A 24555-nucleotide genomic window follows, 5' to 3' on the forward strand; every position below is an offset into this window, starting at 1 on the left:
TGACCGCCATGAGCGCGGATTCCGCACCCAAGTGGCGAAGACTCGAACCGGACGAACGCAGGGAACAGATCTTCGCCTGTGCCGCCGCCCTCTTCGGCCAACGGCCCTACGCCGATGTGTCCACATCGGACATCGCGGCGGCGGCGGGCGTCGCCCGCGGGTTGATCAACCACTATTTCGGCACGAAACGCCAGCTGTATCTGGCCGTCGTCAAGCGTGCCCTGACCGTTCCGCAGTTCGCGGTCGAGATGCTGCCGGAGGGCAGCCTGGAGACGCGGCTGTCGGCGGCCGTCGACTGGTTCCTGGACATGGTGACCCGCCAGGAGAAGATGTGGCTGGCCGCCATCGCGCCGGAGGGCATCGGGCGCGACGCCGAGGTGGAACAGATCCTCGAGGAGGCCGACCGCGAGTCGGCCGACCGCGTGCTGGAAGCCGTCGGCTTCACCCATCACCACCGCTCCGAGGAACTCAACGCCGTCGTCCGCGCCTACGCCGGCATGGTCAAGGCGGCCGGCCGCGAGTGGCTGGTGCGCGGCTCGCTGAACCGCGACCAGGTGCACGCGCTGCTGTCGAAGTCGCTGTTCACGCTGGTCAGCGACGTCTTCCCGGAGATCGCGCCTAGCGGTAGGTGAGCAGCTCGGTACCGTCCAGGTGCGCGTGCTCGTTGAACGACAGCAGGCTCAGCCCGCTGCGGCCGGACACCAGCTTGCTGATCCCCGCGTTGACGGTCACCCGGTTCAGCGTGAGCAGCCCGGTCTCCGCCGAGCCCAGCAGCGACCCGCACAGCGTGGAGATCACCCCGCCCGAGGTGAACGCCACCCCGTGCTCACCCCTGCCCAGCGCCGCGACCAGATCGTCCAGCGCCCCGCGCACCCGCGCGAGGAACGCGGGCCAGGTCTCCGCGCACGGGCTGTCCTCGCCCGCCCGCACCCACTCCCCCAGCGCCGCGTCCAGCATGTGCTGGAACGCCCGGGGGTCGGCGCTGTCCTGCGCGACGCCACCGCCGTGGTGCCGGGCGATGTCGACGTGGTCGTACTCGTTCCACCTCGGGTCGGTGATCACCTCGGCCTCACCCAGTGCCTGGGTCGCGGTGTCCCGCTGGCGGGCCAGCGTGCCGCAGCGCGCGGCCGTCAGCGGCAGCCCGCGGCGGGTCAGCTCGGCGCCGGCCACCGCGGCCTGTTCGGCGCCGCGGGCGGATAGCTTGTCGTAGTCGGCGGCGCCGAACGACGCCTGCCCGTGCCGGACCAGGTAGATCGCGCCCATCAGGCGAACCGCCGCAGCAGGCCGGCCGGAACGGCCCGCACCGCCAGGCTGAGCGGCGCCCACGGCCAGGCCGGCACGAACGCTCTGGCCGGCTCCCGCTCGATGGCCTTCACCAGCGCCCGGGCACCGGCGTCGGCGCCGGTGAGCAGCGGCGTGCGGCCGCTGCGCGCGGTCATCTCCGACTCGATGTAGCCGGGCAGCAGCGTGGTCACCTTGATGGGCGTGCGGTGCAGGTCGGCGCGGATGCCCTCGGCCAGCGTCGACGCGCCCGCCTTCGACGCGGCGTAGGCGGTCATGTTGCGGGGCATGCCGCGCAGGCCGCTGAACGACGACACCATCACCAGGTGCCCGGCCCGCTGCTCACGGAAGATCTCGACGGCGGCCTCGGCCTGGGCCAGCGCGCCGAGGAAGTTGGTGCGCACGGTCTGGGCGTTGGCGTCGAACCGGCCGGTCCCGATGGGCTGGCCCTTGCCGAGCCCGGCGTTGATCACCACGCGGTCCAGCGTGCCCAGCTCCTCGCGGAACTCGCCGAACACCGTGAACACCGCGTCGTGGTCGGTGACGTCGAGCGTGCGGGTGTGCACGGCCACGCCGTGCCGCTCCCGCAGCTCGGCGGCCAGCTCGTCGAGCCGGCCGGTGCGGCGGGCACACAGGCCGAGGTCGCGGCCCATGGCGGCGAACCGCCGCGCCATCCCCTCGCCGAGCCCGGAACTGGCGCCGGTGATCACGATGTTCTTCCGCACGCTCATGCCCGACACCCTACCCGCCGGTAACTTCAGTGCAAGAGAAAGCACGTGAAGGCCACCTTCATTACGTGAGACGTAGTGAAGGTGGCCTTCACGTGCTTTGTGCCCTAGGGGACCAGCAGGATCACTGGCCGGTGTAGAGCAGCTTGTTCGGCGTGCCCGCGCCCGGGTTGGTGATCTTGTCCGGCGTGGCCGCGCCGGTCAGCGCCTCGGCGACCTGCGCCGGGGTGGCCTCCGCGTTGGCGGCCAGGTACAGCGCCGCCGCGCCCGCGACGTGCGGGGTGGCCATCGAGGTGCCGCTGATCGTCTTGGACTTGCCGTCGTTCCAGGACGAGGTGATGTCCGTGCCCGGAGCGTAGATGTCCACGATCTCGCCGAAGTTGGAGAACGTCGACTGGGCGTCCTGGTCGTCACTGGAGGCGACGGTCAGGGCCTCGGCCACGCGGGCGGGCGAGAAGTCCTTGGCGTCCCGGGAGTCGTTACCCGCGGCCACCGCGAACGTGATGCCCTTGCCGACGGCGCCCTTCACGGCCTGGTCGAGGGCGTCGTCCGCGCCGCCACCCAGGCTCATGTTGGCCACCGACGGGCCCTTGGCGTTCTGGGCGACCCAGTCGATGCCGCCGACGACCTGCTCGGTCGTGCCGCTGCCGTTGTCGTCGAGCACCCGGACGCCGACCAGCTTCACGCCCTTGGCCAGACCGAACTCGTTGCCGCCCACGGTGCCGGCGACATGCGTGCCGTGGCCGTGGCCGTCGGCCGGGTCCTCGTCGTTGTCGATGAAGTCCTTGCCCGGGCCGACGCGGCCGCCGAACGTCGGGTGGTCGGCCTGCACACCGGTGTCGATGATGTAGGCGGTGACGTTGTCGGCCTTGGTGGCGTAGTTGTACTTCTTGTCCAGCGGCAGGTCCTTCTGGTCCACCCGGTCCAGGCCCCACGACGGCGGGTCCGGCTGGGTGTCGGTGACGTGCAGACGCTGGTTCTGCGTCACGAACGCGACGCTGCCGTCGGCGGCGAGGCGCTTGGCCTGCTCCTCGGTGGCGTGCGTGGCGAACCCGCGCAGCGCCGTGCCGTAGGTGCTGGTGACCTGCGTGCCGTAGCGGGCGGCGAGGCCGTCGGCCTGCGCCTGCACACTGGCGGCCGCGGGGCCGTCCTTCAGGACCACGATGTAGCTTCCGGCGACCGCGGTGGCGCTGTCGGCGGCGCGGATCTCGCCCTCGGCCTGCGCCGGCATCGCCGTGAGTGCGGCGACCGTGGCGGTCACACCGGCCGCGGCGATACCGACCATCGCGCGGCGGCGGAACTGGGAGTTGCCCATGAGCTGCCTTTCTGATCCCGACCTGGTTGCGTGGCAGCAATGCAATCCCGGCGCGAATCCGCCCGGCAATGTTTCACAGTTACCAGTACTGGTCCGACAAGACCTAACCGACTAGACCGAATGGCCCAATCGCTGGCCGCTCGGACCTGATCACGAGCGTTACAGATCACTGCTAACGTTGTCCTTATCGTTACCGAAGGGGGACCGCGCGGCATGTCGGTGGAACGGCTCGGCTCCGGGCAGCCGGACGACGCGTTCTCCGCCGCGCTGCGGTCCGCCATTTCCGGCAGCGGGCTCAGCCTGGACCGTGTGCAGGCCCGGCTGCAGTCGCGTGGCGTATCGGTCAGCGTGACGGCGCTCAGTTATTGGCAATCAGGCAAACGGCAGCCGGAACGGCAGAGTTCCATTTCCGCGGTCCGTTCACTGGAGGACATTCTCGGCCTCGACCCGGGCGCGCTGCTCGGGCTGCTGCCACCGCCGCGCCCGCGGGGCGTCACCGGGCGCAGGCCACGCAAGCGCACCAGCCAGCGGGAGCGGACGCTGCGCGCGGCACTGGCCCGCTTCGGCGAGCCCGACGTCGGCTCCCAGCTCGCGCTGATCGGCCTGCACGACCGGTGTGTCGTCGACGCGCACGGCGGTCACCGGGTCACCGCCAGGGCCCTGCTGCGGGCCACCACCGACGGCCAGGTCCGCTGGCCGCTGGTCTACGACCACGGGCACAACACGCCGCTGCTGAGCGCCCAGCGCAACTGCCGGATCGGCGAGACCGAGGTCCACGCCGACGCCGGTTTCACCGTCGCCGAACTCCTTTTCGACCGGCCGGTCGGCAAGGGCGACACGCAGCTCGTCGAATACGAGATCGACCAGCCGCAGCCGGACCGTGCCGCGCATTTCCGCGAATTCCGCACGACGGTGCACGAATACCTCGTCGAGATCGTGCACGCCGGCGAGCCGGGCAGCCGCTCCTACTGGCAGTACAGCACCACCCGGCCGGGCCGCAGGGAGCTCACCGTGGACGACGCGGGGGCCGTCCACGCGGTCGCGCTCGACTTCGGGCCCGGGGTGTTCGGAATCGAGTGGTCGGACGACCTACCTTCGTAGGGTAGCCGGCCGGTTACGACAGCTCCCGGCGCAGCACCTTGCCGGTGGCGTTGCGCGGCAGTTCGTCGAGGAAGACCACCTCGCGCGGCACCTTGTACCTGGCCAGGTTCGCCTTCACGTGGGCACGCACGGCGTCGGCGTCCAGCGTGGAGCCCTCGGCCAGCACGACGAACGCCTTGAGCCGCTGGCCGAACTCCTCGTCCGGTACGCCGAGCACGGCGGCCTCCAGCACCTCGGGGTGCTCGACCAGCAGGTTCTCCACCTCGATGGGGAACACGTTCTCGCCGCCGGAGACGATCATCTCGTCGTCGCGGCCGTCGATGAACAGCCTGCCCTCGGCGTCGAAGTGGCCGACGTCGCCGGTGGAGAGCAGGCCGTTGATCATCTCCTTGTTCCGCCCGTCGGTGTAGCCGGTGAAGCTCAGCCCGCTGCCGACGAACACCCGCCCGGTCACCTCCGGCTCGGTGATCCGGTTGCCGGCGTCGTCGTAGAGCTCGACCCGGCAACCGACCGGCGGCTTGCCGACCGTGCCCGGCGCCTCCCGCCAGTCCCGCGGGGTGGCCACGGTGGCCACCGCGCACTCGGTGGAGCCGTACAGGTTGTGCAGCACCTCGCCGAACGCCTCGGTGGTCCGGTTGCCCAGGTCGGGCGAGAGCGCGGAGCCCGCGGCGAAGACGATCCGCAGCGACGACGTGTCGTACCTGGCCAGCACCTCGGGGCCGAGGTCGATGATGCGCTGCAGCATGGTCGGCACGACCACCAGCGCCGTGCACCGGTGCTCGGCGATCCCGGCCAGCGTCGCCTCGGGGTCGAACCGGCGGCGGGTGACGACGGTGGAGCCCAGCGCGAAGGACAGGATGAACTGCGACAGGCCGGTGCCGTGGAACAGCGGCGCCGCCATGTAGGTGCTCTCCCCCACCCGCAGCGGGACGCGGTCGAGGAACTGGGCCGACGCCAGCGCCGAGACCTCCGGCCGGGGCGCGCCCTTGGGTGTGCCGGTGGTGCCGCTGGTCAGCAGCACGAATCCGCCCGGCCGGTCCGGGACGGGCACCGGCCGGTCGTCGGTGCTGGCGATCAGCTCGTCCAGCACCGGCACGTCGTGCTCGCCGCTGGAGTCGACCCAGGCCAGGTAGCGCTCCACCGAGCCGTCGACGGCGCTGAGCAGGCCGGTGAACTCCTCGTCGTAGAGCAGCGCGGTGACCTTCTCTCTGGCGGCGACGTCGGCGAGCTGCGGTGCGGAGAACCCGGTGTTCATCAGCAGCAGGCGGGCGCCGAGCTTGCCGGTGGCCATCATCGCGGTGACCAGGCCGCGGTGGTCCCGGCACAGCGCGGCGACCATCGAGCCCTGGCCGATCCCGCGCTGGGCGAACGCCCTGGCCAGTGCGTTGGAGCGGGCGTCGAGCTGCTTGAACGTCAGCGGGCCCAGCTCGTCGATCAGCCCGACGGCGGTGGAGTCGCGGCGGGAGGCGATCTGGGCCGCTCCGGCGAACGGGCCGAACCGGCGGACCGCCGCGATCGACCGCAGCCCCTCGTCCAGCCGCGGGAACGGGACCAGGCCCGCCCGCCACATCACCTCGACGCTGCGTACCGTGTCCGCCACCTTCGTCGCCAGATCCGCCACGCCGGGCATGCCTACCTCCGTCACCGTCGACCTTCTGGATACCGACGGTATGACAACGACCGGGGGTCCGGCCAGACACGCGGGGAATGTCAGTGCGTGAAGGCACAATTCCGGGGTGCGGATTGTGCTGGCCTGCGAACGTGAGGGCGTCTACTCGCTCGACGGCGTGGTCCTGGACACCGCGGAACTGGTGCGGCGGGTCGCCGAGCTGGAGCGCGAGCACCGGCCGCGCTGGATCCTGCCCTCGGCGGCGCAGGTGTACCCGGTGCTGCTGCGGGCCGGAGTGCGGCTGCACCGCTGCCACGACATCGCGCTCACCGAGGGGTTGCTGCTGGCCGCCGAGGGCCGGTCCGGCGAGCCGAGGAGCCTGGCCGCGGCCTGGGCGCGGGCGCACGACCGGGTGCCGCCGGAGGACCCGCCGGAACCGGCGGGTGACGACCAGCCGGCGTTGTTCGACCCGCGCGGCACCGGCTTGCCGCCGGGGGTGACCGTCGCCGCGGCCGCCGGGGAGGTGGCCGCCGGGCAGGAGGCCAGGGTCGCCGCCGCCGAGCATCCGGAGCGGCTGCGGCTGCTGGTCGCGGCCGAGTCGGCGTGCGGGCTGGCGGCGGCGGAGATGTCCCACGACGGGCTGCCCTGGGACGCGGCCGCGCACGACACGCTGCTGACCGGCCTGCTCGGGCCGCGGGTACCCAGCGGCCACCGGCCGCGCAAGCTGGTGGAGCTGGTCGACCGGATCGCCGAGGCGTTCGGCAAGCCGGTGAACCCGGACAACCCGGCCACCGTGGTCAAGGCGTTCGCGCACGCCGGGATCGACGTGCCGTCGGCGCGGGCACACGTGCTGCGCGAGATAGACCACCCGGCCGTCGCACCGCTGCTGGAGTACAAGGAGCTGGCCCGGCTGCACTCGGCCACCGGCTGGGCGTGGCTGGACGCGTGGGTGCGTGACCGGCGCTTCCGGCCGGTGTACGTCGTGGGCGGCGTGGTGTCCGGCCGGTGGGCCAGCCGCGGCGGGTCGGCGCTGCAGATTCCGCGCACCCTGCGCGGCTGTGTCCGGGCCGATCCCGGCTGGAAGCTGGTGGTGGCCGACGCCGCGCAGCTGGAGCCGAGGGTGCTCGCGGCGCTGTCCGGCGACCGCAGGCTGGCGGAGGTGTCCGCGGCCACCGACCTGTACACCAGCTTGGCGGAGGTGATGTTCGCCGGCACGGTCCGCGAGGACCCGGGCAAGGACCGCGGCAAGGCCAAGATCGCCATGCTGTCGGCGATGTACGGCGGTACGTCCGGCGAGGCGGGGCCGCTGCTGGCGGTGCTGCGCCAGCGGTTCCCGGTCGCGGTGTCCTATGTGGAGCACGCGGCGCTGGCCGGGGAGCGGGGTGAGCGGGTGCGCTCCCGGCTGGGCCGGGTGTCGCCGTCGCCGTCGGCGGCGTGGCGGGCGCTCACCGGCGGGGCGGCGGAGAGCGCCCAGGCCCGGCAGGCGGCGAAGAACTGGGGCCGGTTCACCCGCAACTTCGTCGTGCAGGCCAGCGCGGCCGACTGGACCGCGGTGCTGCTGGCGTTGCTGCGGCAGCGGCTGCCCGCCCCGGCACATCTGGTGTTCTTCCAGCACGACGAAGTGCTCGTGCACGCCCCTGCCGAGCTGGCCGACGCCGCCCGCGAGTGCGTCGAGACCGCGGTGGCGGACACGGCCGCGCTGGTGTTCGGGCAGGCCTGCCCGGTCCGCTTCCCGCTGCACATCGCCGCCGTCGACACCTACGCCGACGCGAAGTAGCCCCGCGGGGACGGCGCCAATGCGGCATCCGTTGCGTTCAAGTTCCCCAATGTGGCATTGGGGAACTTGAACTCCCCCAATGTGGCATTGGGGTACTTCGGCCCCCCTCAGGCGAGCGCGTCGAAGGCCTTCACGATGCGCTTGACCGACACCGGGTGCGCGGTACCGAGGGTCTGGGCGAAGAAGCTGACCCGCAGTTCCTCGATCATCCACCGGATGCCTGCCAGCTCCGGTGACGCGGTCCCCTTCGGCTGGGCGCCGAGCACCGCGCGGTACTCCCCGGCCACCCACTCGACCTCGCGCTGCCGCTCGGCGTCCCGGCCGGGGTCGCGCGGCAGCTTCTCCAGCCGCAGCTCGATGCCCCGCAGGTACCGCGGCAGGTCCGGCAGCCGGTCGTACCCGGTCTCGGTGACGAACCCCGGGTGGACCAGCTCGGCCAGGTGCGCGCGGATGTCGGCCAGCGACGCCGCGAGCGCCGGGGGGTCGCGGTCGGGCAGCGCCGCCTCGACGGCGTGCGCGGCACGCAACGCCCGCTCGACCTCGTGCAGCACCGCCAGCGCCGTCGGGTTGAGCCGCGCCCGCACCGCCGCCAGCAGATCGGCGAACCCGGTGTCCGAGTAGGACGGACCGCCCGCTTCGGCCATCAGCTTGTCGACCGCGCAGTCCACGCAGTCCTCCAGCAGCGCCGCGACGCTGCCGTGCGGGTTGCGGCCCAGCACCAGCTTGGCCTGGTTGCCCAGGCCCCGGCTCAGGTACTTCATCGGCGAGGGCAGGTTCAGCCGCAGCAGCTTGCGGGTTCCGGCCCACATGGCGTGCCGCTGCTGCGCCGGGGTGTCCAGCATCCGCACCGCCACCGAGTCGCCCTCGTCGACCAGCGCCGGGTACGCCTTGACCTCCAGCCCGCGCTGCTCGCGCTGGAACACCGTGGGCAGCTCACCGAAGTCGGCGGTACGCAGCCCCGCCCGCTCGACGCTGTCCGCGGCGGCCGAGATGCTCTCCCGCACCTTGCTGGTCAGCTTGTCCTTCAGCGCGCCGAGGTCCTTGCCCTCGGCGACCCGGCGGCCCCGCTCGTCGACGACGCGGAACGTCATCCGCAGGTGGTCGGCCACGGCGCCGGGTTGCCACGCCTCCGGCGGCACGTCGACGCCGCGCAGCCGCGCCAGCTCGTCGGACAACACGTCCAGCAGCGGGCCGCGGGCTGGGTCGGCACCGGCCAGCACCGCGGCGGCGGTGTCCGGCGCGGGCACCAGGTTGCGCCGGGTCGGCTTGGGCAGCGACTTGATCAGCGCGGTCACCAGTTCCTGCCGCAGCCCGGGTACCTGCCAGTCGAAGCCGTCCGGCGTGACCTGGTTGAGCACGGCGAGCGGGACGTGCACGGTGACGCCGTCGGCGTCGGCGCCCGGCTCGAACTGGTAGGTCAGGGCGAACCGCAGCGTGCCCTGCGCCCACTCGTCGGGGAAGTCGGTGGCGCTGACCTCGGCGGCACGCTCGTTGACCAGCATCGACTTCTCGAAGTTGAGCAGGTCGGGCTGCTCGTGCCGGGCCTTCTTCCACCAGCTGTCGAAGTGCCGCCCGGACACCACGTCGGCGGGGATGCGCGCGTCGTAGAACTCGAACAGCGTCTCGTCGTCGACGAGGATGTCCCGGCGCCGGGCCCGGTTCTCCAGGTCCTCGACCTCGGCCAGCAGCGCCCGGTTCTGGCCGAAGAACCGGTGGTGGGTCTGCCAGTCGCCGTCCACCAGCGCGTGCCGGATGAACAGCTCCCGGCACAGTTCCGGCTCGATCCGGCCGTAGTTGACCCGCCGCCCGGCCACCAGCGGCACCCCGTACAGGGTGACCCGTTCCAGCGCGATCACCGCGGCCTGCTTGCGTTCCCAGTGCGGCTCGGAGTACTGGCGCTTCACCAGGTGCCCGGCCAGCGGCTCGATCCACTCCGGCTCGACGCGGGCGTTGACCCTGCCCCACAGCTTCGAGGTCTCCACCAGCTCGGCCGACATGACGAACCGCGGCTGCTTGCGGAACAACGCCGAGCCGGGGAACACCGAGAACCGCGCGCCCCGCGCGCCGAGGTAGTCGCCCTTCTCGGCGTCCTTGACGCCGATGTGCGAGAGCAGGCCGGCGGCCAGCGCGGTGTGCACGCTCTGCGGGTCGGCGGCCTGCGAGTTCAGCGTGACGCCCAGCGGCTTGGCCAGCTGCCGAAGCTGGCTGTAGATGTCCTGCCACTCGCGGACCCGCAGGTAGTTGAGGAACTCGTTGCGGCACAGCCTGCGGAACTGGTTGCCGGACAGGGTCTTCTGCTGCTCGCGCAGGTACTCCCACAGGTTCAGGTAGGCCATGAAGTCCGACGTCTTGTCGGTGAACCTGGCGTGCTGCTGCTGTGCCGCCTCCTGCCGGTCGGCAGGTCGTTCCCTGGGGTCCTGGATGGACAGTGCGGCGGCGATGATCATCACCTCGCGCACGCAGCCGGCGTTCTTGGCCGCCAGTACCATCCGGCCCATCCTGGGGTCGACCGGCAGCTGGGCGAGCTTGCGCCCGATCGGCGTCAGTCGCTTGTGGACGTCGGTGACACCGGGCTCGAACGCACCCAGTTCCTGCAGCAGCGCGACACCGTCGGCGACCTGCCTGCGGTCGGGCGGCTCGACGAACGGGAACGCCGCGACGTCACCCAGCCCGAGCGTGGTCATCTGCAGGATGACCGAGGCCAGGTTGGTCCGCAGGATCTCCGGGTCGGTGAACTCCGGCCGGGCGAGGAAGTCGTCCTCGGAGTAGAGCCGGACGCAGATGCCGTCGGAGGTCCGGCCGCAGCGGCCCTTGCGCTGGTTGGCCGAGGCCTGCGACACCGGCTCGATCGGCAGCCGCTGCACCTTGGTGCGGTTGCTGTAGCGGGAGATCCGGGCCGTGCCGGGGTCGATGACGTACTTGATTCCCGGCACGGTCAGCGACGTCTCGGCGACGTTGGTGGCCAGCACGATCCGCCTGCCGGTGTGCCGCTGGAACACCCGGTGCTGCTCGCCCGCGGACAGCCGCGCGTAGAGCGGCAGAACTTCCGTGTTGCGCAGGTTCTGCCGGTTCAGCGCGTCGGCGGTGTCGCGGATCTCCCGCTCGCCGGACAGGAACACCAGGATGTCGCCGGGGCCCTCGGCGGCCAGCTCGTCGACGGCGTCCAGGATGGCCTGGGTCTGGTCGCGGTCCTTGTCGTAGTCGGGCAGGCTGTCGTCGACGATCGGCCGGTAACGCACCTCGACCGGGTAGGTGCGGCCGGACACCTCGACGATCGGCGCGCCGTCGAAGTGCCGGGAGAACCGCTCGGGGTCGATGGTGGCCGAGGTGATGACGACCTTGAGGTCGGGCCGGCGTGGCAGCAGCTGCTTGAGGTAGCCGAGGATGAAGTCGATGTTGAGGCTGCGCTCGTGGGCCTCGTCGATGATCAGCGTGTCGTAGCGGCGCAGCATCCGGTCGTTCTGGATCTCGGCGAGCAGGATGCCGTCGGTCATCAGCTTGACCAGCGTGTCCGCGCCGGACTGGTCGGTGAACCGCACCTGGTAGCCGACGGCCTCGCCGACCGGGGTGTCCAGTTCCTCGGCGATGCGCTCGGCGACGGTGCGGGCGGCCAGCCGCCGCGGCTGGGTGTGCCCGATCTGCCCGCGGACGCCCAGTCCCAGCTCCAGGCAGATCTTGGGCAGCTGGGTGGTCTTGCCCGACCCGGTCTCCCCCGCGACGATCACCACCTGGTTGTCGCGGATGGCGTCGATGAGGTCGTCCCGCCGCTGGCTGACCGGCAGTTCCGCCGGGTAGGTGATCTTCGGCACGGCTTCCCGCCTGCGCCGCACGCGCAGCTCGGACTCGGCGACGTCGGCGGCGATCCTGGCCAGCACCTGGTCGCGGTCGCGGGCCTTGCGGGCGCCGTCGAGCCGCCTGCGCAGCCGGGACTGGTCGCGCAGCATGAGTTCGGGCAGGCGGGCACGCAGCTCGCCGAGGGAGGGGGAAGCAGACATCGCGGCCCCCAGTTTACGCCCGGGGGCCAGCGGTTTTCCGCCGGTCAGCTCCGCCGCAGGATGCCCGGGTGCAGCGCGGTGACGGCGCGGTTGCCGGACAGTCCGACGGTCATGTCCAGGTCGGCCAGCAGGCCACGCAGGACGTGCCGGACGCCGTCCTCGCCGCCGTGCGCCAGCCCGTAGACGTAGGGCCTGCCCAGCAGCACGGCCCTGGCGCCCAGCGCCAGTGCCTTGACGATGTCGGCGCCGGTGCGGACACCGGAGTCGAACAGCACCTCCAGCCGGTCGCCGACCGCGGCGGCGATCTCGGGCAGCACGTCCAGCGAGCCGACGGCGCCGTCGACCTGCCTGCCGCCGTGGTTGGACACCACGATGCCGTCCATTCCGGCGTCGGCGGCGCGGCGGGCGTCGTCGACGTGCTGGATTCCTTTGAGGACGATCGGGCCGTCCCAGTGCTCGCGCAGCGCGGGCAGCTGGTTCCAGCCGTGGTCGGCGCCGTTGACCATGCCCAGCCAGCGCAGGATGGCCGAGGGCAGGTCGTCCTCGGGCGCCTTGTCGAGCCTGCTGCGGAACACCGGGTCGGACAGCGCGCAGGCCATGCCCTCGCCGTTGAGGAACGGCAGGTAGGCGTGGTCGAGGTCGGTGGGCCGCCAGGCCAGCGTCCAGGTGTCCAGGGTGACCACCAGCACCGTGTAGCCGGCGTCCTTGGCCCGGCTCAGCAGGCTGGCGCAGACCTCGGGGTCGTGCGGCCAGTACAGCTGGAACCAGCGCGGGCCCTCGCCGTTGGCGGCCGCGACGTCCTCGATCGAGTGCGACGACGCCGTCGACAGCACCATCGGCACGCCCAGCGAGGCGGCCGCGCGTGCGGTGGCCAGCTCGCCGTCGGGGTGGACGATGGTCTGCACGCCGACGGGCGCGAGCAGCAGTGGCGCGGGCATCGCGGTACCCAGCACGGTCGTGGCCAGGCGGCGGTCGGTGGCGTCGGTGAGCATGCGGGGCACGATCCGCCAGCGGTCGAACGCCTCCCGGTTGGCCCGCACGGTCGCGCCCGCCCCGGCGCCGCCGGCGACGTAGCCGAACGGTTTCGGGTCCAGCACCTGGCGCGCGGCGTCCTCGAGTTTGCCCGGATCCGTGGTGAACGGCGGCACCGCACCGGCCAGCCCCTGGAGGTAGAGCTCGTTCTGGTAGTCGCCGAACCGGCCCACGGAACCTCCTCGCGTCTGGGAGCTGCCGACCCTACCCCGCTGCCTGCCCGAACGGCGGGCGGCCGTGGTGGCGGGTGTGCCGTTCGACGGCGTCCTCGACCGGCAGGAGCTTGTGGTCCTTGGTCACGAAGTTCCAGATGGCCCTGCGGTCGAGTACCCGCATGAGTTCCAGCAGCGCGTTGTGCGCCATGATCAGCCGCAGCTCGCCGGGACGGTACTGGCCGGGCCCGCCGCGGTGGGCGAGGTAGGTGCCGATGTCGTCCAGCAGCGGCTGGAACCACCGGCGGTACTCGGGATCACCGTCGAGCCTGCGGCAGAACTCGACGTAGCCGATGCACCTGCGCCGGTCCTCGCCCTCGACCGGATCGGCCATCATCAGCTCCCCGAGCGCACGCTGTTCCATCGCGAACAGCCGGAACAGCTGGTCGTCGGCGATCGGCTTGTTCAGCGCCCCGTGCATGTCGCCGAGCCGTTCGATCAGCCGGGTGTTGGCCCGGCGGCTGCCCAGGTCGAGGAAGTGCACCTCGCGGAACAGGATCTCCACCCAGCCGAGGTAGTTGGCGAACCGGTAGAGGCTGTCGTAGTCGGCGACCCTGGCGTGGCGGGGGATGTCCTCCAGCTTGAAGTCGATGCCGCCGAGCGCGTTGGCGAGCCTGCCGTGCAGCGAGGCGGTGGCCTGCAGCAGCGGATCGCGGTAGCGGTTGACCCGATGGCGTTTCTCGGCGGCCCGGTCCGCCGCGCGGCGTCTGCTCTCGAACAGCCCGCCGAGCAGGACGGTGACGAGGGCAGCACTGAACGACACGGCGGCGGCGGCGATCGACAGGGTGTTCACCAGCCGGGAAACCTACCGGTTACCGCCGCTCCCGCGCGACCTGCTCGCGCACGGCGGGCAGCACCTCCTCGGCGAACGCCCGCTCGGTCCCCGGCTCCCGCGCCCACAGGACGAACGTGTCGAAGCCCAGGCCCACCGCCAGCTCGGTCAGCTGGCCGGCGTCCGCCGGGCCCTGGACGTTGAGCACGCGGCGGATCTCGCCGGGGTCGCGGCCCGCGTCGGCAGCGGCGGCGTCGAGCAACGCCGTCTTGCGGACGATCGGCTCGACGTCGCCCTGCAGTGACACCACCCAGCCGTCGGCCCGCTCGGCGAGCAGGCGCAGCGCCTTCGGCCCCTGCGAGCCCAGCCAGATCCCGATCGGCCGCGTCGGCACCGGGCCGGACTGGGCACCGGCGAGGCGGTAGTGGTCGCCGTCGAAGCGCAGATTGCGCTCGCCGCTCCACAGCTTGCGGATGACTGTGATGGCCTCGGCCTGCGCGGCGAGCGCCTGGCCAGGCGTGCGACGCGGTCCGCCGAAGGCCTCGATGGCATCCCAGAACGCGCCGGTGCCCAGGCCCAGCTCGAACCGGCCACCGGACAGCAGGTCGAAGCTGGCCGCGGTCTTGGCGAGGATCGCCGGATCGCGCAGGGCGAGGTTGGCGACGTCGGGGAAGACGGTGATCCGCGACGTCACCCCGAGCACCATGCCGGCCAGCGCGAACGTGTCGACGTAGCGCCGCTGGTAGGGGTGGTCCTGGATGCCCAGGTAGTCGTAGCCGAGCCGGTCCAGCTCGCGTGCGGTGTCCAGCAGCGGCGCGGCGGCGTCGGGCACCAGGAAGTAGCCGGAGCTGATCTCTCGCCCGAAGTCGGCCATCTCTCCACCTCCGGAATATTTAGTAACCCAATGCAAGTTAACTGGTCGACAGGAGGAGGGCAGTTGACCACGACCGCGACCACGGCCCCGGTTCACAACAACACCGCACGGTACGTCCTTATTCTCGGCGGCTTGTCGGCGTTCGCGCCGCTGTCGATCGACATGTACCTGCCGGCACTGCCGGCGATGACCACCGATCTGCACAGCAACCCGTCGACCCTGCAGCTGACCCTGGCCGGCTTCATCGTCGGCCTGGCGATCGGCCAGCTGGTGCTCGGCCCGCTGTCCGACGCGCTCGGCAGGCGCCGCCCGCTGCTGGCCGGGCTCGCGGTCTACGCAGTCGCGTCCGCGTTGTGCGCGTTCGCGCCGACGGCCGAGCTGCTGGTGGCGGCCAGGGTGCTGCAGGCGATGGGTGCCGCGGCGGGGATCGTCGTGGCCAGGGCGACCGTGCGCGACCTGTACTCCGGCGTCGCCATGACGCGGTTCTTCTCGATGCTGATGCTGGTCAACGGTCTCGCGCCGATCCTGGCACCGGCGCTGGGCGGGCAGATCCTGACGCTCACCTCGTGGCGCGGGGTGTTCCTGGTGCTGACCGGCTTCGGCGTGCTGCTGCTGGCCGTGTGCGCGCTGGCGCTGCCCGAGCCGCTGCCGCCCGAGGCGCGGCGCCCGGCACGGCTGGTCCCGACCCTGCGGACCTACCGCGGCCTGCTCGCCGACCGCCGGTTCCTCGGCTACGCGCTGGCGTCCGGGCTGCTGTTCGGCGCGATCTTCGCCTACATCGCCGGGTCGCCGTTCGCGCTGCAGGAGGTGTACGGGCTCAGCCCGCAGCAGTACAGCGTCGTGTTCGGGGTGAACAGCCTGGGCCTGGTACTGCTCGGGCAGCTCAACGGGCGGATCGTCGGCAGGCTCGCCGGCGAGCGGACGTTGCTGCGTACCGGGCTCCTGCTGGCGACCGCGGGCGGCGCCGGTGTCGTCGTGACGGCCGCCGCGGGCGCGCCGATGCTCGGCGTGCTGGTGCCGCTGTTCGTGGTGATCTCCAGCATCGGCATGGTGATGCCGAACGCCAGCTCGCTGGCGCTGGCCGAGCACGGTCACCACGCGGGGGCGGCGTCGGCGCTGCTCGGCGTGCTGCAGTTCGTCGTCGGCGGGCTGGCGGCGCCGCTCGTCGGCCTGGCCGGCGGCGGGTCCGCGGTGCCGATGGGCGCGGTGATGGCCGCGTTCGCCGTCGCGGCGCTGGTGGCGTTCGCGACGCTCACCCGTTCGGGGCCGGCAGCGGAGAAAACCGCCTGAGTTCGCGTCATGCCGGGCCGCCAGGGGCGTTTCCCCACCGTGAGTCGGGGACAGGAGCGGAGGGCGACAGCCATGGCGGCCCGGGACGAGTGGTCTGTCAGCTGCCGGGATCTCGCCGGCAGGAAACGGGACCTCACCATCTTCACCAGCAACGACAGAGTGGTATTGGTGGCGCCGCCCGGCGAGGCGGCGGTGCTGGGACCACTGGACGTCGGCAGGCTGCGCGCCGCGCTGCGGGACGCCGTGGTGGCCGTGGCCCAGGCCGGCTCCGAGCCGTGACCGTTATCCGGCTCACTCGAAACGGGGTCACCCGGTAGGTTAGCCTAACCTCCGTGGAAGCTGCGAAGATCCTCGACGCGCCCGCGGACGCCGACCTCGAGCCCAGCCGTCTGCACGCCGCCGGGCTCACCCTCGCCTACGACGGCAGGGTCGTCGCCGAGGAACTCGGCGTCGTGGTGCCCGATCACTCGTTCACGGTGATCGTCGGCCCCAACGCCTGCGGCAAGACCACCCTGCTGCGTGCCCTGTCCCGCATGCTCAAGCCCCGCAGCGGATCGGTCTACCTGGACGGCCAGGTCATCACCTCGCAGCCGGTCAAGCAGGTGGCCCGCAAGCTCGGCCTGCTGCCGCAGACGTCGGTGGCGCCGGACGGGATCACCGTCGCCGACCTCGTCGCCCGCGGCCGGTACCCGCACCAGCGGCTGCTGCGGCAGTGGTCGCGGGAGGACGCCACCGTCGTGGCCGAGTCGATGGAGGCCACCGGTGTGGCCGACCTGGCCGAGCGGCTGGTCGACGAGCTGTCCGGCGGGCAGCGGCAGCGGGTGTGGATGGCGATGGCGCTGGCCCAGCAGACCGACCTGCTGCTGCTCGACGAGCCGACCACCTACCTCGACATCGCCCACCAGCTCGACGTGCTCGACCTGTGTGCCGAGCTGCACGCCAAGCAGGGCCGGACGCTGGTCGCCGTGCTGCACGACCTCAACCACGCGGCCCGCTACGCCACGCACATGATCGCCATGCGCGACGGCCGCATCGTCGCCACCGGCACGCCGGACGAGGTGGTCACCGCGGAGAACGTGGAGGAGATCTTCGCGCTGCCCTGCCAGGTGATGCCCTGCCCGCAGACCGGCACTCCCCTGGTGATCCCGAAGGCGCGCCGCTGACCCGCTGCGTCCGCGACGTGCCGTGAAGGGGGCGCTCACAGCGTCTGGTGCCAGGCCCCGGCAAAGTCACGATGCGGACGGGATTCTCACCTGGTGCCGGTCGCTCGGTGAACGGTCCGTTCGCGCGAGTCTTACGTTCCCGGCGCGCGAGTTGTCCGTTCCGGACCCGCGAGTCGCCCGTTCCCGCCCCACCGGTCCCAGACACGACAACCACCCCACCCGCCACCACGAACGAGGCAACCCCGCCAACCCTCACAGCACGTGAAGGCCACCATCACCACGTCACACGTAATGAAGGTGGCCTTCACGAGCTTCGACCTGGCGGCCGGGACCACACCAGCCACACCCGTAAGGCAGCAACCCGGCGTGCCGGGCACCGGGCCTCACCGGGGACGGACGCGGCGGGCCAGGCGGGCCGGGTCCAGGGACGCGGCCAGCCGGGCGTCGGCCCGCCCGCACAGCAGGTCGGCGACCAGGCGGCCGGTGGCCGGGCCGAGCATCAGGCCCAGCATGTTGTGCCCGGACGCCACCAGGATCCGCGACCGGCCGGGCACGGCGCCCACCACGGGCAGGCCGTCCGGCGTCATCACCCTGGCACCCACCCACTCGTCCCGGCGTGCGGTCCAGTCGACGCCGCGCAGGTAGTCCCGTGCCGCGACGGCGATCGCCTCGACGCGCAGGGCGGAGAACGCCTCCGGGTCGCGGTCGAACTCCATCGTGCCCGCCACCCGCACCCGCTGCCCCATCGGCGTGAGCACCACCCGCGCGTCACCGAGGTGGATGACCCGGCGCGGCTGCTGCCCGGCGTCGACCGAGAAGCTGTATCCCTTGCCGGGGAACAGGTCCAGCCCCACGCCGAGCCGCCGGCACAGCGCCGTCGACCAGACGCCTGCCGCGATGACGACCGCGTCCGCCTCGTGGTCGCCGAGAAAGCCGCGGGCCCTGGCCCGCCCGCCCGACTCGCCGACCGCGGTCACCCTGGCCCCCTCGACGATGCGCACTCCGCGCTGGCGCAGGGTCGCGGCGAGCCGGTCGACGAACAGCGCCGGGTCGACCGAACGCTGGTCGGCCACCAGGAATCCGGCACGCGCGGCGGGGCCGAGGGCCGGCTCGGCCGCGGCCAGGTCCGCTCCGGCCAGCAGCGGCCCGGCCGGGGCGCCGATCCGCCGGACTCCGGCCAGTGCCGCCCGCGCGGACTCCGCCGAGCCGAACGCGAACAGGAAGCCCTCCCGGACGGGGTCGGCGTCGGCCCCGGCGGCCGCCATCTCGTCGAAGAGACCGAACGTGCCCGCCGCCAGCCGCCCCAGCGCCGCCACTCCCCCGGCGTACCGGCGGCGGGTGGTGTTGCGGGCGAACCGGGCGAGGAAGCGCACCAGGTCCAGGCTCGGCCGCGGGCGGACGTAGAGCGCGCTGTCTTGCCGCGGCAGGCCTCGCAGCGCCGGCCCGATCACGCCCGGCGCGGGCAGCGGCGTGACCAGGTCGGGGCAGATCTCACCGGCGTTGCCCCGCGACGCCCCGCCTCCGACCCGGCCGCGTTCGAGGACCGTGACGTCGAATCCGGCCTCGCGCAGGAAGTACGCCGAGCACAGCCCGATCAGCCCACCGCCGACGACCGTCACCGAACGCACCATCGCTGCCTCCCCGCGTCGCCTGTCCGCCCGACGCTAGGCGCTACCGCCCACATGGGCATCGGACGAAGCGTCCCAACAGCAGCACCCCAGTACGGCCACGGCTGTACGATCCGCACATGGTGCTGACTCCCGAGCTGGCCCAGGAGATCGCGGCCGAGACCAGCCAGATCCTCGGCCTCAACGTGCTGATCACCGACCGGGAGGGCACGGTCATCGGCAGCGGCGACCCGACCAGGGTCGGCACGGTCCACGAGGCGTCGGCGGAAGTGCTGGACACGCTGCGCCCGGCCACGCACACCGCCGAGCAGGCCCGTGCCCTGCGGGGAGTCCTGCCGGGAATCACGCTGCCGATCACCCACGGCGGCGAGGCCGTCGGGACGGTGGGGCTGACCGGTCAGCCGCGGCGCGTGCGGCAGTTCGGCCTCATGGTGCGCAGGCAGACCGAGATCCTGCTGCGGGAGTCGGTGTCCCAGCGGGACCGGCTGCTGCGCGAGCACGCGCTGGCCGGCCTGGTCCGCGACGTCGTCTTCTTCGACCCGGCCGTCGCCGACCCGGCCGCCATCCACGCCAGGGCCGGCGAGCTGGGGGTCGACCTGCGGCTGCGCCGGGCGGCGATCGTCGTGGAGCCCGGCAGGCCGCACACGGTGCGCGAGGAGTTCAGCGGCACGCAGGACGTGGTAGCCGAGCCCGCGGCGGGCCGGGTCGTGGTGCTGCACCACGTCACCGGCGACATCACCGCCCGGTGCGGACGGCTGGTGGCGCTGCTGCGGGAACGGCACGGGACGGAGGCGAGGATCGGCCACGGCCCGGCCGCCACCGACCTGGCCGGACTGCACGAGTCCTGCACCGACGCCGCGGCCGCCGTCCGGCTCGGGCCCACGGCCATGCCGGACAGCCAGGTCTACCCGGCCGAGGCACTGCGCGTGCACCAGCTGCTGGAGACCGCCGGGCCGCACGCCAGGCAGCGCTACGCCGAGACCCAGCTGGGCACGCTGCCCGCCGAGCCGGCCTGGCCGGTGACCAGGCAGACCCTGCTGGCCTGGGCGGAGGGCGGGTTCAACCTGGTCCGTGCCGCGGAGCGGCTGCACGTCCACCGCAACACGCTGCTGTACCGGCTGGACCGCATCGCCAGGACCAGCGGCCGCAACCCCCGCGACGCCGCCGACGGGATCGCCCTGTACCTCGCCTGCCTGATCACCCCTTAGACGAAACGTACAGTTCGATCATGTCCTGACCAGCGGATATCGGCCGGTTCGTCTCATGACCGCCTCGGTGGCCCGCCGTAGGGTGATGCACCTCACGTCGCCAGAGGAGGCGCCATGACCGTTCTGGACTGGGCCATGCTCGTCGTCTACTTCGGACTGCTGGTCGTGATCGGCGTGCAGACCGTGCGCCGGGTGAAGACCTCGGACGACTTCGCGGTCGCCGGGAACCGGATCACCTGGCCGATCTTCTTCGGCAGTCTCGCCGCCGCGTTCCTCGGCGGCGGCTCGTCGCTGGGCAACGCCGGTGCGGTGTTCCGCGACGGCTACTCCTACATGTTCGCCTACTTCGCGTTCGGCGTGCAGTTCATCCTCGTCGGCTGGTTCGTGGCGCCGCGGCTTAAGCGTTACCTCGGCGCGCACACCGTCGGCGACGTCATGGACAAGCACTACGGCCGTACCGCGCGGCTGCTCACCGGGATCCTGTCGATCGCCCTGTGCGCGGGCATCCTCGGCGCGCAGGCGCTGGCGGTCGGCACGGTCGTCAACGCCACCCTCGGCCTGCCGACGGTTCCCTCGATCATCGTCGGGATGGGCGTGGTGGTGCTGTACTCCTCGTTCGGCGGCGCCTGGGCGGTCATCCAGACCGACATGCTCCAGTTCGTCTTCCTCGGGGTGTTCCTGCCGGTGACGCTGCTGGTCGCGCTCGGCGAGGTGGGCGGGCCCGCCGAGTTGCTGGCGGCGCTGCCCGGCCAGCACCTGACCCTGACCGGGAGCTACGGGTTCTGGCCGCTGCTGGCCTTGTTCGTCGCGTTCCTGCTCGGCGAGGCCCTGGTTCCGCCGTACGCCCAGCGCACCTTCTCCACCCCGGACGGGCGTAACGCCCGCAAGGGCATGGTGCTGTCCGGGTTCTTCGCGCTGCTGTTCTACTTCGTCACCGCGACGCTGGGACTGGTGGCGCTGGTGCTCTTCCCCGGCGTCGCGGGCGATCAGGCGCTGCCCACGATCGTGTTGCGGCTGCTGCCCGCCGGACTGGTCGGCCTGGTCGTGGCCGCCCTGCTGGCCGTCGTGATGTCCACCGCGAGTTCATATCTGAACTCGATCGCGGTGGTGTTCGTCAAGGACATCTACCTGCCGTTCGTCAACCCGGACATCAGCCCGAGGCGCCGGGTGTGGCTGGAACGGGCGCTCAGCGTCGGGGTCGGGATCGCCGCCATCGTGTTCGCCATCAGCGTTCCGTCCATTGTGGACGCTCTGCTGTACTCGTACTCGATGTGGGCGCCGACGATCGTCGTCCCGCTGCTGTTCGCGGTGCTGGCCAGGGCCCGCAACGGCGCGGCCGCCGTCGCGGCCATCGTCGCGGGCGGCACGGTCGCCGCGGTGTGGACCTGGGTGCTGGACGAACCGCTGGGCGTCAACGGCACCGTCGCCGGGGTCGCCGCCAACCTGCTGGCCTTCGGGCTGACCTACCTGCTCACCGGCCGCCGTACGCCGGCCGCGGCCTGATCCGGAGGAACCCATGTTCAGCCTGCTGGTCTACGGCATCCCCGCCGTCGTCATCCTGGTCACCCTCTACATCGGTGTCCTCGGCGTCCGGTTCTACATCGACGAGGTGATCAAGCACCGGCCCGAGGAGTAGGTTGACGGGGTGAACCAAGCGACCTGGAACTCCGTCGACAGCTACTTCGAGGACACCGTCGTCCGATCCGACGCCGCCCTGGAGAAGGCCCTGGTGGCCAGCGCCGAGGCCGGCCTGCCGGACATCGCGGTCACCGGCAGCCAGGGCAAGCTGCTGAACCTGCTGGCCAGGATGATCGGCGCGCGGTCGGTCCTGGAGGTCGGCACGCTCGGCGGCTACTCGACGATCTGGCTGGCCAGGGCGCTGCCGCCGGACGGGCGGCTGGTGACGCTGGAGTACGAGCCGAAGCACGCCGAGGTGGCCAGGCGCAACGTCGACGCCGCCGGGGTGGGCGAGCTGGTCGACATCCGGGTGGGCGCCGCACTGGACACCCTGCCGGGCCTGGAGGGCCCGTTCGACCTGGCGTTCATCGACGCGGACAAGGTCAACAACCCGGAGTACTTCCGGCAGGCGCTGCGGATGTCGCGTCCCGGCGGGGTGATCGTCGTGGACAACACCGTGCGCGGCGGCGCCGTCGCGGACGAGGACTCGACGGATCCGTCGGTGCGGGGCACCCGCGAGCTGCACGACGTGATCGCGGCCGAGCCGCGGGTGGACGCCACCGCGTTGCAGACCGTCGGCGGCAAGGGCTACGACGGCCTGACCATCGCCCTCGTCGTGTCCTGACCCGGGGTCAGCGCAGGAAGCCGCGCAGCAGGGACGCGGTGCCGTCGATGTGCTCGGCCATCGCGTGCCGGGCACCGGCGGGGTCGCCTGCCAGGATGGCGTCGACGATCGCCGCGTGCTGCCGGTTGGAGTGCTCCAGGTTGGCCTCCAGCTGCGGGATCTCGTCCAGCAGCCGGTTGACCCGCATCCGCACGTCGGCGACGGCGGTGGTCAGCGAGCCGGACGCGGTGACCTCCGCGATGGCCAGGTGCAGCCGGGAGTCGCGGCGCCGGTAGTCGGCCGGGTCACCCTCCGAGCTGTCCGCGAGCGTCCCGGTCAGGTGCTGCCGCTCGGCCTGGCTGAGCGTGCGCGCCGCGGCCATCTCCGCCGCGCCGGTCTCCAGGACGTAACGCAGGCACAGGGTGTCCTCCAGGTCCGGCAGGCCTGCGGCACCCGATGCCGGCCGCGGCAGCACCTCGCGGACGAACGTGCCGCCGTAGCGGCCCCGCCGCGCCTCGACGTACCCGGCGTCGGACAGCGCCCGCAGCGCCTCGCGCAGGGTCACCCTGCTGACGCCGAGCCGCTCGGACAGCTCCCGCTCGGCGGGCAGCCGCTCCCCCGCCCCGACGACACCGAGCCGCACGGCCTGCAGCAGCCGCTCGACGGTCTCCTCGAACGCGTTACCCGCCCGCACGGGCCGGAACAACGCGTCGCCCGCGCTCACCCCGGGATGGTCGGGCACGGCTCCTCCTGACGGTGAAAGATCACCTTCAATATAGAGGCCGTCAGCACTCGATGACGTTCACCGCGAGCCCGCCACGGGCGGTCTCCTTGTACTTGACCTTCATGTCGGCGCCGGTCTCACGCATGGTCTTGATGGCCTTGTCCAAGGTGACCACATGGCTGCCGTCGCCCCGCAACGCCATCCGCGCGGCGTGGATGGCCTTCGACGCGCCGACGGCGTTGCGCTCGATGCACGGGATCTGCACCAGCCCGCCGACCGGGTCGCAGGTCAGCCCCAGGTGGTGCTCGACGCCGATCTCCGCGGCGTTCTCCACCTGCTCCGGCGTGCCGCCCAGCACCTCGGCCAGCCCGGCGGCGGCCATGGCGCAGGCTGAGCCGACCTCGCCCTGGCAGCCGACCTCGGCACCGGAGATCGACCCGGTCTGCTTGAGCACCGACCCCAGCGCGCCCGCCGTGAGCAGGAACGTCACCACGCCGTCGTCGGTCCCGCCGAGGAAGCGGGTGTAGTAGTGCAGCACGGCGGGAATGATCCCGGCGGCGCCGTTGGTGGGCGCGGTGACGACCCGGCCGCCCGAGGCGTTCTCCTCGTTGACGGCCAGCGCGTACAGGCTGACCCAGTCCATGGCGTAGAGCGGGTCGTTCTGCCCGTCCTCGGCGAGCAGCTTCTGGTGCAGCGACCGCGCCCGCCGCGGCACCTTCAGCCCGCCGGGCAGGACGCCGTCGTGCTCGCACCCGGCGTGCACGCAGTCGACCATGACCTGCCAGATGTCCAGCAGCCCGGAGCGCACCTCGTCCCGCGTCCGCCAGGCCAGCTCGTTGCGCAGCATCACCTCGCTGATCGGCAGGCCGGACTCGGTGCACTGCCGCAGCAGGTCGGCGCCGGTACGGAACGGGTAGGGCACCGGGGTGCTGTCCTCGACGACGACCGAGTCGGTCTCGTAGGACTCGTCGCGGACGAACCCGCCGCCGACCGAGTAGTAGGTACGCGCCCGCAGCACGGTGCCGCCGGCGTCGAACGCCTGGAACGTCATGCCGTTGGGGTGCGCGGGCAGCGAACGGCGGCGGTGCATGACGAGGTCGCCGTCGACGTCGAACCGGATCTCCCGGTCGCCGAGCAACGTGAGCCTGCGGGTTTCCTTGATGCGGGCGACCCGGCCAGGGACCGAGTCGGTGTCGACGGACTCGGGCCGTTCGCCCTCCAGTCCGAGCAGCACGGCCTTGTCGCTGCCGTGCCCGTGCCCGGTGGCGCCGAGCGAGCCGAACAGCTCGGCCTTGACCCGGGTGGCCGAGGCGAGCTGTCCGGACTCGGCGAGACCGTCCACAAAGGTCCGGGCGGCCCGCATGGGGCCGACCGTGTGTGAGCTGGACGGTCCGATTCCGATCGAGAACAGGTCAAAAACACTGATCGCCATTGATCGCTTCTTCCTACCTGTTCAGCAGGCTGCTGGCTTCCTGTGCGGCGGGGCCCTGGGTGGTGAGGTGGGCCAGGTGCTCGGGCAGGGGTTCGCCGCGGTGGGCCTTGGTCTGGGCATACAGCCGTCCGGC

Annotated in this window: 20 protein-coding genes and 1 pseudogene; 9 read left to right on the plus strand and 12 right to left on the minus strand. The window is 72.1% G+C overall.

From position 1 onward, the window contains the following. The first annotated feature begins 8 nt into the window (after positions 1 to 8). Positions 9 to 632, plus strand: a complete 624-nt coding sequence (locus EWH70_RS33305) for a TetR/AcrR family transcriptional regulator (protein ID WP_130479559.1) — start codon at positions 9 to 11, stop codon at positions 630 to 632. Here the strand turns inward: EWH70_RS33305 and EWH70_RS33310 are convergent. From EWH70_RS33310 to EWH70_RS33320, 3 genes are all read right to left on the minus strand, one after another. Next, the gene (locus EWH70_RS33310) at positions 619 to 1263 is read right to left on the minus strand and encodes a histidine phosphatase family protein (protein WP_130479560.1); all 645 of its coding nucleotides are present in this window, start codon (positions 1261 to 1263) and stop codon (positions 619 to 621) included. The genes EWH70_RS33305 and EWH70_RS33310 overlap by 14 nt on opposite strands. Further along, on the minus strand, positions 1263 to 2012 hold the full coding sequence (locus tag EWH70_RS33315; RefSeq protein ID WP_130479561.1) for an SDR family oxidoreductase: 750 nt from the start codon (positions 2010 to 2012) through the stop codon (positions 1263 to 1265). The genes EWH70_RS33310 and EWH70_RS33315 overlap by 1 nt, the downstream gene beginning before the upstream one ends. 121 nt (positions 2013 to 2133) lie before the next feature. Further along, positions 2134 to 3324: a S8 family peptidase gene (locus EWH70_RS33320; protein WP_130479562.1), complete on the minus strand. Its 1191-nt coding sequence runs from the start codon at positions 3322 to 3324 to the stop codon at positions 2134 to 2136. A 213-nt stretch (positions 3325 to 3537) separates the two neighbouring features. On the opposite strand from EWH70_RS33320, the gene EWH70_RS33325 reads away from it, so the two are divergent. Further along, on the plus strand, positions 3538 to 4425 hold the full coding sequence (locus tag EWH70_RS33325; RefSeq protein WP_130479563.1) for a hypothetical protein: 888 nt from the start codon (positions 3538 to 3540) through the stop codon (positions 4423 to 4425). A 13-nt stretch (positions 4426 to 4438) separates the two neighbouring features. Here the strand turns inward: EWH70_RS33325 and EWH70_RS33330 are convergent, their stop codons facing one another. Beyond that, positions 4439 to 6055 carry an acyl-CoA synthetase gene (locus EWH70_RS33330; RefSeq protein WP_130479564.1) on the minus strand — a complete coding sequence of 539 codons (1617 nt, stop codon included), beginning with the start codon at positions 6053 to 6055 and terminating at the stop codon, positions 4439 to 4441. A 106-nt stretch (positions 6056 to 6161) separates the two neighbouring features. Here EWH70_RS33330 and EWH70_RS33335 point away from each other — a divergent pair, with 106 nt between their 5' ends. Continuing rightward, a complete protein-coding gene (locus EWH70_RS33335; protein ID WP_130479565.1) occupies positions 6162 to 7811 on the plus strand; it encodes a bifunctional 3'-5' exonuclease/DNA polymerase in 1650 nt (549 codons plus the stop codon). A gap of 107 nt (positions 7812 to 7918) precedes the next feature. Here the strand turns inward: EWH70_RS33335 and hrpA are convergent, their stop codons facing one another. Genes hrpA through EWH70_RS33355 form a run of 4 tightly spaced genes read right to left on the minus strand, consistent with a single transcriptional unit; the run spans position 7919 to position 14696 of the window. Further along, positions 7919 to 11806 (minus strand): ATP-dependent RNA helicase HrpA, encoded by a 3888-nt coding sequence (gene hrpA / locus EWH70_RS33340; RefSeq protein ID WP_130479566.1) that lies wholly within the window; start codon positions 11804 to 11806, stop codon positions 7919 to 7921. Between the two features lie 44 nt (positions 11807 to 11850). Continuing rightward, the gene (locus EWH70_RS33345; protein ID WP_130479567.1) at positions 11851 to 13011 is read right to left on the minus strand and encodes a lactate 2-monooxygenase; all 1161 of its coding nucleotides are present in this window, start codon (positions 13009 to 13011) and stop codon (positions 11851 to 11853) included. Positions 13012 to 13042: 31 nt separating this feature from the next. Beyond that, positions 13043 to 13843 (minus strand): hypothetical protein, encoded by an 801-nt coding sequence (locus EWH70_RS33350; RefSeq protein ID WP_130479568.1) that lies wholly within the window; start codon positions 13841 to 13843, stop codon positions 13043 to 13045. Positions 13844 to 13862: 19 nt separating this feature from the next. Next, positions 13863 to 14696 carry an LLM class flavin-dependent oxidoreductase gene (locus tag EWH70_RS33355; protein WP_130479569.1) on the minus strand — a complete coding sequence of 278 codons (834 nt, stop codon included), beginning with the start codon at positions 14694 to 14696 and terminating at the stop codon, positions 13863 to 13865. Positions 14697 to 14759: 63 nt separating this feature from the next. On the opposite strand from EWH70_RS33355, the gene EWH70_RS33360 reads away from it, so the two are divergent. The 3 genes from EWH70_RS33360 to EWH70_RS33370 all read left to right on the plus strand — a co-directional run bounded on the left by EWH70_RS33360 (position 14760) and on the right by EWH70_RS33370 (position 17149). Then, on the plus strand, positions 14760 to 15986 hold the full coding sequence (locus EWH70_RS33360; protein ID WP_240687359.1) for a multidrug effflux MFS transporter: 1227 nt from the start codon (positions 14760 to 14762) through the stop codon (positions 15984 to 15986). Between the two features lie 72 nt (positions 15987 to 16058). Then, positions 16059 to 16265 carry a hypothetical protein gene (locus EWH70_RS33365; protein WP_130479571.1) on the plus strand — a complete coding sequence of 69 codons (207 nt, stop codon included), beginning with the start codon at positions 16059 to 16061 and terminating at the stop codon, positions 16263 to 16265. 53 nt (positions 16266 to 16318) lie between these two features. After that, entirely contained in the window at positions 16319 to 17149 is an 831-nt protein-coding gene (locus EWH70_RS33370) for an ABC transporter ATP-binding protein (protein WP_240687360.1), read from the plus strand. Positions 17150 to 17532: 383 nt separating this feature from the next. On the opposite strand, the gene EWH70_RS33375 is transcribed toward EWH70_RS33370, so the two are convergent. After that, positions 17533 to 18780 (minus strand): NAD(P)/FAD-dependent oxidoreductase, encoded by a 1248-nt coding sequence (locus tag EWH70_RS33375; protein ID WP_130479572.1) that lies wholly within the window; start codon positions 18778 to 18780, stop codon positions 17533 to 17535. A 116-nt stretch (positions 18781 to 18896) separates the two neighbouring features. Here EWH70_RS33375 and EWH70_RS33380 point away from each other — a divergent pair, with 116 nt between their 5' ends. The 3 genes from EWH70_RS33380 (at position 18897) to EWH70_RS33390 (ending at position 22287) form a co-directional block, all read left to right on the plus strand. Next, on the plus strand, positions 18897 to 19985 hold the full coding sequence (locus EWH70_RS33380) for a CdaR family transcriptional regulator (RefSeq protein ID WP_130479573.1): 1089 nt from the start codon (positions 18897 to 18899) through the stop codon (positions 19983 to 19985). A gap of 114 nt (positions 19986 to 20099) precedes the next feature. Then, positions 20100 to 21488 (plus strand): sodium:solute symporter family protein, encoded by a 1389-nt coding sequence (locus EWH70_RS33385; protein WP_130479574.1) that lies wholly within the window; start codon positions 20100 to 20102, stop codon positions 21486 to 21488. A 142-nt stretch (positions 21489 to 21630) separates the two neighbouring features. Continuing rightward, on the plus strand, positions 21631 to 22287 hold the full coding sequence (locus tag EWH70_RS33390; RefSeq protein WP_130479575.1) for an O-methyltransferase: 657 nt from the start codon (positions 21631 to 21633) through the stop codon (positions 22285 to 22287). Positions 22288 to 22294: 7 nt separating this feature from the next. Here the strand turns inward: EWH70_RS33390 and EWH70_RS33395 are convergent, their stop codons facing one another. From EWH70_RS33395 to EWH70_RS36400, 3 genes and pseudogenes are all read right to left on the minus strand, one after another. Further along, on the minus strand, positions 22295 to 23008 hold the full coding sequence (locus tag EWH70_RS33395; RefSeq protein WP_165436524.1) for a FadR/GntR family transcriptional regulator: 714 nt from the start codon (positions 23006 to 23008) through the stop codon (positions 22295 to 22297). A gap of 43 nt (positions 23009 to 23051) precedes the next feature. Then, positions 23052 to 24422: an L-serine ammonia-lyase gene (locus tag EWH70_RS33400; protein ID WP_130479576.1), complete on the minus strand. Its 1371-nt coding sequence runs from the start codon at positions 24420 to 24422 to the stop codon at positions 23052 to 23054. A gap of 13 nt (positions 24423 to 24435) precedes the next feature. After that, positions 24436 to 24555 (minus strand): annotated as a pseudogene (locus EWH70_RS36400) (lipoyl synthase); the annotation flags it as partial.

This window comes from Amycolatopsis suaedae (assembly GCF_004214935.1).
Taxonomy (GTDB): Bacteria; Actinomycetota; Actinomycetes; order Mycobacteriales; family Pseudonocardiaceae; genus Amycolatopsis; species Amycolatopsis suaedae.

Coding starts and splice junctions, on each gene's coding strand:
- EWH70_RS33305 (WP_130479559.1), top strand. CDS start 9: ATGAGCGCGGATTCCGCACCCAAGTGGCGAAGACTCGAACCGGACGAA.
- EWH70_RS33310 (WP_130479560.1), bottom strand. CDS start 1,263: ATGGGCGCGATCTACCTGGTCCGGCACGGGCAGGCGTCGTTCGGCGCC.
- EWH70_RS33315 (WP_130479561.1), bottom strand. CDS start 2,012: ATGAGCGTGCGGAAGAACATCGTGATCACCGGCGCCAGTTCCGGGCTC.
- EWH70_RS33320 (WP_130479562.1), bottom strand. CDS start 3,324: ATGGGCAACTCCCAGTTCCGCCGCCGCGCGATGGTCGGTATCGCCGCG.
- EWH70_RS33325 (WP_130479563.1), top strand. CDS start 3,538: ATGTCGGTGGAACGGCTCGGCTCCGGGCAGCCGGACGACGCGTTCTCC.
- EWH70_RS33330 (WP_130479564.1), bottom strand. CDS start 6,055: ATGCCCGGCGTGGCGGATCTGGCGACGAAGGTGGCGGACACGGTACGC.
- hrpA (WP_130479566.1), bottom strand. CDS start 11,806: ATGTCTGCTTCCCCCTCCCTCGGCGAGCTGCGTGCCCGCCTGCCCGAA.
- EWH70_RS33355 (WP_130479569.1), bottom strand. CDS start 14,696: ATGGCCGACTTCGGGCGAGAGATCAGCTCCGGCTACTTCCTGGTGCCC.
- EWH70_RS33365 (WP_130479571.1), top strand. CDS start 16,059: ATGGCGGCCCGGGACGAGTGGTCTGTCAGCTGCCGGGATCTCGCCGGC.
- EWH70_RS33375 (WP_130479572.1), bottom strand. CDS start 18,780: ATGGTGCGTTCGGTGACGGTCGTCGGCGGTGGGCTGATCGGGCTGTGC.
- EWH70_RS33380 (WP_130479573.1), top strand. CDS start 18,897: ATGGTGCTGACTCCCGAGCTGGCCCAGGAGATCGCGGCCGAGACCAGC.
- EWH70_RS33385 (WP_130479574.1), top strand. CDS start 20,100: ATGACCGTTCTGGACTGGGCCATGCTCGTCGTCTACTTCGGACTGCTG.
- EWH70_RS33400 (WP_130479576.1), bottom strand. CDS start 24,422: ATGGCGATCAGTGTTTTTGACCTGTTCTCGATCGGAATCGGACCGTCC.